Here is an 11,736-nt window from a genome sequence, read left to right on the forward strand (position 1 = left end):
GCCCGACCTGTCTCAGTTGCTGCCACCACCGGTACTCAGGTTGGACATTACGCTTACATTGGCCTGGGTTACGCTGCCAACGCCAGCATTCTGGGCAAATGCCCCGACGCCGGTGAAGTTGGCGGAGCCACCACTGATCTCGTTACCAGTGCGGGTATCCACATAGGAACCTTCACCGTTGGCGCTGCCATAGGTGACATTGGTGCCAGAGACCGAGCCGTTAAGCTCTGCATCGTTCATGAACACTTCCAACGACAGGTTCAGCGTGGTGGTGCTGTTGTCTGAGTTGTCACTGCTGTCACTGTTGTAGGAATCGGTGGCATTGGTGGAGTTATCAGAACTGTCACTGTTGCCACTGTCCGCGATCTTGAACGAATCGTTCACGTTGGTGCTGTTGTCGGAATTATCGGAGTTGTCAGAGTTATCTGAGTTGTCCGAATTGTCGGAATTATCCGAGTTGTCCGATGCATCGGTGTTGCCGCTGTCGGCAATCTTGAAGGCATCGTTCACGTTGGTGCTGTTATCGGAGTTGTCAGAGTTATCTGAGTTGTCCGAATTATCGGAGTTATCCGAGTTGTCTGACATGTCATTGCCACTATCAGCAACCTTGAAGGAGTCGTTGACGTTGGTGCTGTTGTCAGAGTTATCCGAGTTATCGGAGTTGTCTGATGCATCAGTATTGCCACTGTCGGCAATCTTGAAGGCATCGTTAACACTGGTGCTGTTGTCCGAATTGTCGGAATTATCCGAGTTATCCGAATTATCGGAGTTGTCAGACGCATCGGTATTGCCACTGTCGGCAATCTTGAAGGCGTCGTTCACGTTGGTGCTGCTGTCCGAATTATCGGAATTATCCGAGTTGTTCGAATTATCGGAGTTATTGGAGTTGTCCGAATTATTCGAGTTATCAGACATGTCGTTTCCGCTGTCGGCAATCTTGAAAGAGTCCGCTACATCGGTGCTGTTGTCTGAATTGTTGGAGTTATCGGAGCTGTCCGAGTTATCGGAGTTGTTGGTGGAGTTGTCGTTGCCAGAGTCCGCGTTACCGGAATAGTTGGTATTGGCAGCGGAATTGTCATTGGCATTGTTGTTGGGGTCACCGTCCCCACCCTGGTCAGCCAGTGCAAATCCGGAGATACCCATGCTCATGGCGATGGCAGCGGCTAGCAGATTTTTCTTGGTATTCATGATGTCATGTCCTTTTGATGGTATTGGCTTAAAGGGGTCCAACCCATCCCGCCAGCATTCGGGTAAGCCAAGGTCCAGACCCGCAGAAGACAAGAGCGATTCCCGTGCCAGAAGCCAAATAAATTACTCAGGACATTGAAAAATAAAGAGAAATAAAAATTTCGAGAACACCAGAAAACAACTGTGAACTGACGAACTGTTGCGCTGGTGAAACAGCAAACGGTGGCTACATATCAGCCATTTCGCTTTTGTCCCCGAATATCAGCAACCTGGAAAAATCCGCCAGTGTTAAAAAACAAAACCCCGCAGGGCGATAGCCATGCGGGGTTTGTGGTAGTTGGCAGGCACCTGCGGGTGCCTGCCGGACAACCTGAACCGGTCGATTAACCGAACTGGTTCATGGTGTTGTCTTTACCACCGGCCTTCAGAGCCGCTTCACCAGCGAAGAACTCTTTGTGGTCATCACCGATGTTGGAACCGGCCATGTCCTGGTGCTTCACAGTGGCGATGCCCTGACGGATTTCCTGACGCTGTACGCCAGCAACGTAGGCCAGCATGCCTTCGTCACCGAAGTAGCCCTTGGCCAGGTTGTCAGTAGACAGAGCCGCAGTGTGGTACGTCGGCAGAGTGATCAGGTGGTGGAATACACCGGCTTCACGGGACGCATCACGCTGGAAGTTACGGCACCACTCGTCAGCCAGCTGACCCAGCTCAGTGTTGTCGTACTCGGCGCTCATCAGCTTGGCGCGGTCGTAGGCAGATACGTCTTTGCCTTCTTCCTGCATGGCATCGAATACCTGCTGACGGAAGTTCAGGGTCCAGTTGAAGGACGGGCTGTTGTTGTAAACCAGCTTGGCGTCGGGTACCACTTCCTTGATGCGGTTAACCATGCCAGCAATCTGGCCAACGTGCGGCTTCTCGGTTTCGATCCACAGCATGTCTGCGCCGTTCTGCAGGCTGGTGATGCAGTCCAGAACAACACGGTCTTCGCCAGAACCCGGCTTGAAGCAGAACAGGCCAGAGGCCAGGCGCTTCGGCTTCAGCAGCTTGCCGTTGGACTTGATCACAACGTCGCCGTTCTCGATCTGGGAAGCGTCGTCGATGTACTCGCCGTCCAGGAAGCTGTTGTACTGGTCGCCCAGGTCACCCGGTTCGTTGGTTACAGCGATCTGCTTGGTCAGGCCAGCACCCAGGGAGTCAGTACGGGCAACGATCACACCGTCGTCCACACCCAGTTCCAGGAACGCCAGGCGAACCGCGTTGATCTTGGACAGGAAGTCGGCGTGAGGAACGGTTACTTTACCGTCCTGGTGACCACACTGCTTCTCGTCAGAAACCTGGTTCTCGATCTGGATACAGCAAGCACCAGCTTCGATCATCTGCTTGGCCAGCAGGTAGGTGGCTTCAGCGTTACCGAAACCAGCGTCGATGTCCGCAATGATGGGCACAACGTGGGTTTCGTGGTTGTCGATCTGCTTGATCAGCTCTTCGGCCTTGGCAGTGTCGCCAGCGTTTTCAGCTTCTTCCAGGGCGCGGAACAGGTGGTTCAGTTCCCAGGCATCGGCCTGACGCAGGAAGGTGTACAGCTCTTCGATCAGACCAGAAACAGCGGTCTTCTCGTGCATGGACTGGTCAGGCAGCGGGCCGAACTCGGAACGCAGGGCGGCAACCATCCAGCCAGACAGGTACAGGTAACGACGCTTGGTGGTACCGAAGTGCTTCTTGATGGAGATCATCTTCTGCTGGCCGATGAAACCGTGCCAGCAACCCAGAGACTGAGTGTACTTGGAAGAATCGGCATCGTAAGCAGCCATGTCTTCACGCATGATCTTGGCGGTGTACTTGGCGATGTCCAGACCAGTCTTGAACTTGTTCTGGGCGCGCATGCGGGCCGCGTGCTTCGGGTTGATGGCGTTCCAGGTCGGGTTCTGCTTCAGAATGGAAGCGATTTGGTCGACGTCTTGTGCGTAAGGCATGGTCTCTATCCTTTCTACGTTTGTGTTCAAAAGGTTCGGAGCGCTGCTGCCAGCAGCCTCCGGAGCCAGCCACCGGCCGGGTTAACCGGGCTGGTGGTGACGTTGGGCGTAACTTTAGTGCTTTCGAATTTATAATTGAAATTTATATGGTGTATTTTCGGCATTTTTTAAATGAATACACATAATCCCTGTCGACAGGCTAACGGCCTATTATTGAGGCGGGTCATTTCGGGCAGACTACAGCGTGCTATGATTCAGGCACTTGACCCATATCAGCAACCACCACCATCCACGGGTTACAGGGGCATTCTGTGTTCTATCTCCACGCCTTCGGTCATTCACTCCTGCATGCCCTGAAGAACCTGTTTCCCATTATGGTCGTGGTTACGTTCTTTCAGATCGCCATTCTCCAGCAGGTACCGGACAACCTGATCAGCATGGTTGCTGGCCTATTCGTGGTTGCCATAGGCGTTGCACTGTTTCTGCAAGGGCTTGAACTGAGCATATTCCCGGTAGGAAAGAGCCTGTCGAACCAATTTGCGCGGCGCGGTTCCCTGGTCATTCTCCTGGCCTTCGGCTTTGCTATGGGCTTCTCTGCGGTGATCGCCGAGCCAGCCCTGATTGCGGTGGCCGAGCAGGCGCAAACCATCAGCGAGGGGCGCATCGACAGCCTGACACTCCGGGTGCTGGTGGCGTTGTCCGTTGGTTTCGTGGTGGCCCTCGGCATTTTTCGGACCATCTTCGGCTACCCGTTACACTGGTTCATGATTACCGGTTACGTCATCGTGGTGATCGTCACCTGGTTTGCACCGAAGGAAATCGTCGGTCTGGCCTACGATTCCGGCGGTGTCACCACCAATGTCGTGACCGTGCCACTGATTGCCGCACTGGGTATCGGCCTGGCGGCCTCGATACGTGGCCGGAACCCGCTGATAGATGGCTTCGGGCTGGTTGCATTGGCGGTGATGGTACCGATGATCACCGTGCAGGTTTACGGCATGCTGGTGTACTCCGGTTCTGCCGAAGCCGAAGGTATCTCGCTCTCAGCGGATACCGGAGAAGCCAAACCGTCCGGCGTGGTCGGCGTCCTGCTGGACCTGGTCACCATGATTCGGGATGTTCTGCCCATCATCATCACTGTGCTGTTCTTTCAGTATCTGGTGCTGCGCCGCAAACTCCCCAACCCACGCAAGGTTATCTTTGGTTTTGCGCTGGTGATTCTGGGGCTCTATGCCTTTGTTATCGGTCTCAAGATGGGGTTGTTTCCGATTGGCACCAGCATGGCCGAACAACTGACGGCCAGAGACAATTATCTCTACGTGTACCTCTTCGCCCTGATGATCGGTTTTGCCACGACCATGGCGGAACCGGCGCTGATTGCCATCGGCAGGCAGGCGGAAGAAGCCGCCGGGGGCACCCTGAACGGCAATGTCATTCGCATATTGGTGGCAGTCGGGGTTGCCGTTGGCATCACCATAGGTGTTCACCGGATCATCACCGGCGACTCCATTCACTACTACATCATGGGCGGTTACATCCTGGTGATCGGCCTGACGCTGATTGCACCCCGCTACATCGTTGCGCTGGCCTATGATCTGGGCGGCGTCACCACCTCGGAGGTCACGGTTCCCCTGGTTACCGCCCTGGGCATTGGTCTGGCCAGCAGTATTGACGGACGCAGCGTTCTTATCGACGGCTTCGGGCTGATTGCCTTTGCTTCAATCTTTCCTATCGTAACGGTGATGGCCTATGCCATCGTATCCCAGTATCTTGCAGAAGCACGTAAGGAGACACCATGAAATTCTCGGCACTGGTGGCCATTGTTCCTGAAGACCTGGAGCAGGAGTGTATTGATGCTGCCCGGGATTGCGGCGCCGGAGGAATCACTGTGATGTCCGGCCGGGGCATCAGCAACACCGCGAAAAAGACCTTCTTTGGCCTGACCTATGATGGCAGCCAGAGCGTCCTGCTGATGGTTCTGGAGAAAGGACTGTCGCTGGATGTACTGAAGGCCGTCCAGAAAGTCATCATGCCCGACGCCAAAGATTCACAGGGGATGATCTTCACCGTACCACTGGAACACCTGGGCGGCATCGACATGGCTCAGGTGGAAAAATTTGAGCAACATCTGAAAGACTCTCTGTAACCGGAGCACAGACAATGAAACTGGTCAAAGACGTGATGGTCACCGACATCATCAGGATTTCGCCCTTCGCTACCATTCGCGAGGCGCTGTCCCTGATGAAGCGGCACAATGTGAAATCCCTGGTGGTGGAGCGCCAGAATGAGCACGATGCCTGGGGGCTGATTACCTATACCAATATTCTCAAGTCCGTCATCTCGGAGGATGGCGACATCGATTTGCTGAACGTCTACGATGTGTGCGCCAAACCGGTGATCAGCGTAGGTGAGAACCTGGCGCTGAAATACGCGGCCAGACTGATGACCGAGTATCGGGTTAAACGCCTGCTGGTGCTGTGTGACAACGACATTTCCGGGTTCGTGGTCATGGACGACATCATGCAGGCACTATTGGATACCGTCGACTAGAAACACCGGCCCCGGGGCGCCGACTCAGTTTTCCGACCCCAGGCAAAGCACCAACAGCTGATCGCCATCGCGCAGATCCAGGTACTGGCTCCGGGGCGGATTCATCTGCAAATGGCGCCCGCGTTCATCCGCTCCGGCCCGATAAACACCCAGGGCAATTTCCCCGCGCTCCGCCACAATCTTTTCCAGCACCTGGAAATCCGCGCTGGCCGGCAACGGGTAGTCGTGGGGGTTCCGGAACTGGATTTCTGCCCCACCCTCCGTGAACAGTTCATCCAGCACCACCCGCAGTTCTCGCCGCAGGGCCACCTGAGCCAGTACATGACTGAGGATCATCGGGCTGATCAGCATCTCGCTCTTGTGGCCGTACAACAGATGGCGGTTGTCCGGGTCACTCAGTTCCATAATAATCTGCGGTCGCCTGGGGGCGGCCGACAGAACATCTTCCAACTGGAGATAGCCCACCATGGCACGGGCATCGGCTTCCTCTCCGGAGCCAACTCGATCACTGCTGAGCAACATCACTGTGTCGTATCCGGCTGGATCAAGGCGTCGAAGGTCCTCTTCCACCATGTAGTCGGCTTCCAGCAGGCGACCGTTTACTTTCGACAGGTCAACGCCGTAACGCTGCATTTCCCGATTCCGGTCATCCAACGGAATCGCCGACACCAGATCGAGTTCAAAAACCCGACTGCCATAGCTGGCAAACTCGGCCGCCATGGTCGGCACCCTGCGGTTCCAGCCCAGTACCAGCACCCGGTGGACACCTGGAACCGGCTCTGGCAGGGCCTGATTTTGTCTTCGCTCCAGCTTCGGCAACGTCGCCGCCTTTGGCACGGCCACGGTATGCTGGTAATCCCGGGCCAGAAGCACAACCCGGTCTTCGTTGCGGATGACCGTGCCGGAATCTGCCAACAGATTGACCTGCCAGCCCCCGCTCGGGTTTGGATGCAACAAACCCAGGACAATCGCATTGGGCCGCTGGCTTGCCAGCTCTGCCAAGGTCAGGCCTTCAGCGGTTTCTCCCCCACGCACGAAAATCTCGTTGCCTTCACCGGCGGTCAGCAACTCGTTGTAGACCTCGGAAAGGTTCGGGTGGATGACGTTCTGAACCATCAACCTGCTGATGGTGGCATCACCGGCCACCACTTCCACGGCCCCGGGGTAGGCCCGCTCGATAACGGGCAGTTTACGCATGTCCTGAATTTCAGCCACCACAAAGGGCAGCCGGGCGTTGTAGTGCCTGGCCTGGGCGGCGATGGACAACAGCGCCTTCACGGTTTCAACATCGGAGGTTACCAGCGAGCCCCCCTCGTGCACCTGGCTGGGCACAATCACCGCAGCCGCATCCAGGCAGGCAACCCGATGCAAGGCTTCCGGCTGAATGGCTGAGCCACTGCGCAGAATCACTTCCCGGGCACGCCGGCCAATACCGGGCTCCCGAATCAGTTCGTGCAAATGCTCGGCACTGGCCTCTTCCGCCAGCAACACCAGGCGCAACTTCTGTGTGTCATGCTTTTCCAGAAACCGGGCCATACGACCGGACGAGCCGAACAGTTCCGATACCAGCGGCGGCGTCTGGGCAGTCCAGCCCAGCACGACGATATGGTTCTTCAGAGTCACCGGGGTAAGACCCCGCTCCAGGTCTTCCATCTTGGCAATCAGCCAACGGGTAAGAATGGCCACCAGGGTACCCATGAACACCACGTAGCCCATTATCGTCAGCAAAGTAGAGACAATGCGTTGCCAGGTGCCCACATCGTCTCCCAGGTAACCCGGATCGGTCAGGCGCAAAAATGCCCACCAGATGGCATGCCCGGCACTTTCAAACTCGCCGGCCTGGGGCAGCACTACCAGCAGACCGCCAATCAGCGATATCAGCGCAATAAAGCCACCAACCACCAGCAGCTGAAAACCAGCCCCCTTGACCAGCTGGCGCTCCACAATGAACTTGATCCGGTCGATAATTCGAAATGGCAGCATTCGGTCCCTTATAGCGTCGTTCCTGCGGCAAACGGTTTGCCGGTTTCTGGTTCTGTCGCCTAGGATAGTTCAAACAGTCCCGGAAGGTTAGCCCTGACATGATGCGGCCTTCAGGCATTCTTATGTTGATCACTGGCGTGTTATGCCAACTGCCCGTTTTTTTAGGTCTGCCAGTCCATCTCTGACAACTCAGCCAGCGCCGCCTCCAGAGTCGGGTAGAAATAGCTCACTCCGGGCTCCGGTTTTACACCAGCGCGGGCCAGGGTTCTCAACGGCTGGAACTGTAAGTCGGCCATTACAATGCGGGTACCGGTTTTCCGGCAACTGGCGATCAGCTTGTTCAACGCCGCCAGGCCGCCGGCATCGAGAATGGTCACGCCGTCCATATACAGCACCAGGCCCTTAGCCTGCTGGGACAAGTCTGCCAGCTCGCCGAAGATGCGGTCAGCGGCTGCGAAAAAAAGCGGACCATTGATCTTGAACACCTGCCAACCCTCCGGCACTCCAACCTGCTGCACTCGTTTGTTGCCGGTAATGTCTGTCACCCTGGTCATTTGTGCCATTTCCCGCATGAACAGCACAGCGGCCAGTAACACCCCGGTGGTGATGGCAATTACCATATCCAGGGCCACGGTCAGGCCGAAGCAGGTCAGGAAAACCAGGATGTCGCTGCGGGGCGCGGTTCTCAGCAGGTGCACGGCTTTCGGCGCCTCACTCATGTTCCAGGCCACCATCACCAGCAACGCGGCCATGGCCGGCATGGGCAGATAGGCAAGGATGCCGGCCAGGGAGACCAGCGCCAGCAGCACCACCAGCGCATGAATCATCGCAGCCACCGGCGATTCAGCGCCGGCCCGGTAATTGGCGGCAGACCGGGCAATAGCGGCGGTGGCCGTGATACCACCAAAGAACGGCACCACAATATTGCCAATGCCCTGCCCCATCAGCTCACTGTTGGCACTGTGGCGTTTACCGGTCATGCCATCCAGCACCACCGCACAGAGGAGGGATTCGATGGCCCCCAGCATGGCGATGGCGAAGGCGGCCGGAATCAGCTCCCGGAACAGGTCCCAGGACAGGCCAAGGGATTGTCCATCCGCCCCGGCCTGCTGCCAGGGCCAGGCGAATTCCGGCAAAAACGGAGGTATGCCAGCGCCGGTGCTGCCATCAGGAAGCAGGTAACTGAAGCGTGAGCCCACGGTCTCAATAGTTGCACCACCGGCATTCAGCCACAACGCCAGCAGACTGCCGACAATCACCGCCGGCAGATGAGGCGGCACCGGGGTTTTCAGCCTTGGCCAGAGCAGCATCACCGCCAGGGTGACCACTGCCACCAGCGTGCTCAGCCCATCCAGCGCCGGTAGTTGCTGGCCCAGGACCGCCAGCTTGTCCCAGTAATGCTCCGGCATCGCGTCAATGGAGAGCCCGAAGAAGTCCTTCACCTGCAAGGTGGCAATCACCACGGCAATGCCACCGGTGAATCCCAGAGTGACGGATTCGGGGATATACTCAATAAAGCGGCCCAGGCGCATCACCGCCATAATCACCAGCAACACACCGGACATCAGCGTAGCCAGCAGCAAGCCACCCAGGCCATAGCTCTGGGCGATCGGATAGAGAATCACGACAAAAGCGGCCGTTGGTCCGGAAATGCTGTAGCGGCTGCCGCCAAACAGGGCAATCAGAAAACCGGCTATGATAGCGGTATAAAGGCCATACTGCGGCGCAACCCCGGAGGCAATCGCCAGCGCCATCGCCAGCGGAATGGCAATGATGCCAACCGTGGCGCCAGCCATCAGGTCTTTGAAAAAGCGCCCGCTGCTGTAGGGTTCATCAACGCAGGCCTCGCGAACGGCGTGAGCGGTACGAAGAGAAAAGAGATGGGCGCGATGGGGCATGAACAGACTCTCTCAGGCCAGGCATTTGGTTACATTATATGCTCATCGTCTGTACACTCAATGTTAATATGATTAACATTCTAGTCTGTAACTATCTTCGCTGAACCTGTTGAGAACCAGAAACACCATGGAAAACCGAACTGCCCGGCTGACCCTGTTGATTGACCCTGAAAAGAAGAAAGTTTTCGAGGCCCTTTGCAAGCAGGAGGACGTGACTCCCTCCCAGAAGGTGCGTCAGTTCATTCGTGAATATGTGGAAGAGCGGCTCGGGCCAGACTGGCGCGAGCACAGCGGCCAGAAAACTGACTGACTCCGGCAACGTACAATCGGATATGAAAGCTTACGCCACCCGCTTTGTCCTGACGCTTGTAACCGTTGCCGCCTTCACAGGATGCACAGTCATGCGCACAGAGAACCGGCCCGCGCCCGTCAGCCAGTACGATGCCGTGATCGTCGACGCCGACACCGGCGATATCCTCACGGTCGCAGAGCTGGCCCGGCAATTGGCAGACACCGATGTGGTGGTGACGGGGGAATACCACGGCCACCATGCCTCGCACCTGTTGCAGGCCCACCTCCAACAGGCGCTGTACCGGCACAACCCCCGGCAGATCCTGACCATGGAGCAGTTCAACCTGAACCACCAGGATGCCCTGGATGCCTACCTGGCCGGACAAACCGGCGAAACGGAAATGATCGAAGACGCGGGCGCCTGGGAGAACTACAAAGGCTCCTACCGGCCCCTGGTGGAATTTGCCCGCGAACACCAGTTGCCGGTTATCGCGGCCAACGCCCCGGCAGATATCGTGCGCTGTGTCGGCCGTGAGGGGATGGACTATCTGCAACGCCTTCCAGAAGCACAACGCGCCGCCCTGCCCGAACAGGCCTTCCTGGATACCCCGGACTACCGTGACAAATTCGTCGACGCCATTGCCGGCAGCCACGGTGCGGAACAGACAGAACTGACCGGGCGCCTGCTGAGCACCTATCAGGCCCAGCTGTTGCGGGACAACACCATGGCCGAGCGGATACTGACTGCATTGAATGAACACCCCGGACATCAGGTTTTGCACACCACCGGCACCTTCCACAGCGAACAGCGGCTCGGTACCGTTGCGGTCCTTGAGCAGCGGGCACCAGAGCTGAGCATTGCAGTGCTCTCACCGGTTGAATGGTCGCCCCCGGAACAGGCGATGCCGGTGGCAGCAAACCGTCACAAGGGTGACTACCTTTACTTTATTCTGCCCCTGCCTCCGGAATACCGGGATGCAGAACGGCAGCGTAGCGCCATGCAGGAACGCTTCAGCCGCCACTCTGGCACCCGCTGCCAGTGACCAACGTGGCGCGTAAGGCGCACCTTCCCAGCAGCCCCGGTTCCCGTTAACCTGCGCAGACATCAGGACGTTTTCCGAACCGCAAGGAGTAAGCCATGAAAGTTGTCTCTGCACTGATTATTGGCCTGTGCGCCATTGTTGCCGCCTCCCTGCTGAGCCAGGGCTTGATGGGACTGCGCACGGCCGACCGCTTCGTAACGGTCAAGGGCATGGCCGAACGGGAGGTGCAGGCAGACCTGGCGCTCTGGCCCATCCGCTTTGTTGCCACCGCTAGCACACTTGACGAGGCCCAGAACAAAGCCCGAAGCAGCCGGGAAGCCATCATGGCGTTCCTGAAACTGCAGGCCATTGACCAGTCTGCGGTTGAACTCCAGCGCCTGGATGTAACCGACACCCGGGCCAATCCCTACGCCGGCAATAACAACGAGCAACAGTACATCATCAACCAGACCCTGATGGTGCGCAGCACCGATATCGACCGCATCCGGCAGGCGGCACAGAATGTCAGCGAGCTGGTGGATTCCGGCGTAGTGTTGTCCTCGGACTACGGCCCGAGCGGCCCCACTTACCTGTTCAACGGCCTGAACGATATCAAACCGGCCATGATCGCCGAGGCCACAGCAGCGGCCCGTGAATCCGCCCAACAGTTCGCTCGGGATGCCGAGGCTGAACTTGGCGGGCTGCGCCGGGCCAATCAGGGGGTGTTCCAGATTCTGGCACGGGATCAGGCCCCGGGCATATCAGAGCAGCAGCAACCGGTGAAAACCGTGCGGGTGGTATCCACCTTCGATTATTACCTGCAGTAAT

Annotated in this window: 10 protein-coding genes; 6 read left to right on the forward strand and 4 right to left on the reverse strand. The window is 57.4% G+C overall.

Annotation, left to right across the window (positions count from 1 at the left end):
* Positions 1-12 precede the first annotated feature (12 nt).
* A complete protein-coding gene (locus ACF8YQ_RS15950; protein WP_396621961.1) occupies positions 13-1,188 on the reverse strand; it encodes a hypothetical protein in 1,176 nt (391 codons plus the stop codon).
* Between the two features lie 383 nt (positions 1,189-1,571).
* Positions 1,572-3,164: an isocitrate lyase gene (locus ACF8YQ_RS15955; protein ID WP_113879193.1), complete on the reverse strand. Its 1,593-nt coding sequence runs from the start codon at positions 3,162-3,164 to the stop codon at positions 1,572-1,574.
* A 311-nt stretch (positions 3,165-3,475) separates the two neighbouring features.
* Here ACF8YQ_RS15955 and ACF8YQ_RS15960 point away from each other — a divergent pair, with 311 nt between their 5' ends.
* Genes ACF8YQ_RS15960 through ACF8YQ_RS15970 form a run of 3 tightly spaced genes read left to right on the forward strand, consistent with a single transcriptional unit; the run spans position 3,476 to position 5,714 of the window.
* Positions 3,476-4,963, forward strand: coding sequence for a DUF1538 domain-containing protein (locus tag ACF8YQ_RS15960; RefSeq protein WP_396621962.1), 1,488 nt, complete (start codon positions 3,476-3,478; stop codon positions 4,961-4,963).
* Positions 4,960-5,310 carry a P-II family nitrogen regulator gene (locus ACF8YQ_RS15965; RefSeq protein WP_114433808.1) on the forward strand — a complete coding sequence of 117 codons (351 nt, stop codon included), beginning with the start codon at positions 4,960-4,962 and terminating at the stop codon, positions 5,308-5,310. Before ACF8YQ_RS15960 ends, ACF8YQ_RS15965 begins: the two co-directional genes overlap by 4 nt.
* A gap of 14 nt (positions 5,311-5,324) precedes the next feature.
* Positions 5,325-5,714 (forward strand): CBS domain-containing protein, encoded by a 390-nt coding sequence (locus ACF8YQ_RS15970; RefSeq protein ID WP_011786880.1) that lies wholly within the window; start codon positions 5,325-5,327, stop codon positions 5,712-5,714.
* 24 nt (positions 5,715-5,738) lie between these two features.
* Here ACF8YQ_RS15970 and ACF8YQ_RS15975 read toward each other — a convergent pair whose 3' ends face one another.
* The gene (locus tag ACF8YQ_RS15975) at positions 5,739-7,697 is read right to left on the reverse strand and encodes an ion channel DMI1 (RefSeq protein ID WP_396621963.1); all 1,959 of its coding nucleotides are present in this window, start codon (positions 7,695-7,697) and stop codon (positions 5,739-5,741) included.
* Between the two features lie 161 nt (positions 7,698-7,858).
* Positions 7,859-9,595, reverse strand: a complete 1,737-nt coding sequence (gene dauA, locus ACF8YQ_RS15980; RefSeq protein ID WP_396621964.1) for a C4-dicarboxylic acid transporter DauA — start codon at positions 9,593-9,595, stop codon at positions 7,859-7,861.
* A gap of 127 nt (positions 9,596-9,722) precedes the next feature.
* Here dauA and ACF8YQ_RS15985 point away from each other — a divergent pair, with 127 nt between their 5' ends.
* From ACF8YQ_RS15985 to ACF8YQ_RS15995, 3 genes are all read left to right on the forward strand, one after another.
* Positions 9,723-9,905 carry a hypothetical protein gene (locus ACF8YQ_RS15985; protein WP_011786883.1) on the forward strand — a complete coding sequence of 61 codons (183 nt, stop codon included), beginning with the start codon at positions 9,723-9,725 and terminating at the stop codon, positions 9,903-9,905.
* A gap of 91 nt (positions 9,906-9,996) precedes the next feature.
* Positions 9,997-10,929 carry a ChaN family lipoprotein gene (locus tag ACF8YQ_RS15990; protein WP_396621965.1) on the forward strand — a complete coding sequence of 311 codons (933 nt, stop codon included), beginning with the start codon at positions 9,997-9,999 and terminating at the stop codon, positions 10,927-10,929.
* Positions 10,930-11,024: 95 nt separating this feature from the next.
* Complete coding sequence (locus tag ACF8YQ_RS15995; RefSeq protein WP_226595953.1) at positions 11,025-11,735, forward strand: SIMPL domain-containing protein; 711 nt, start codon at positions 11,025-11,027, stop codon at positions 11,733-11,735.
* The last annotated feature ends 1 nt before the right edge of the window (position 11,736 follow it).

Origin of the sequence: Marinobacter sp. W-8 (assembly GCF_044342215.1) — a bacterium.
GTDB classification, from domain to species: Bacteria; Pseudomonadota; Gammaproteobacteria; order Pseudomonadales; family Oleiphilaceae; genus Marinobacter; species Marinobacter nauticus.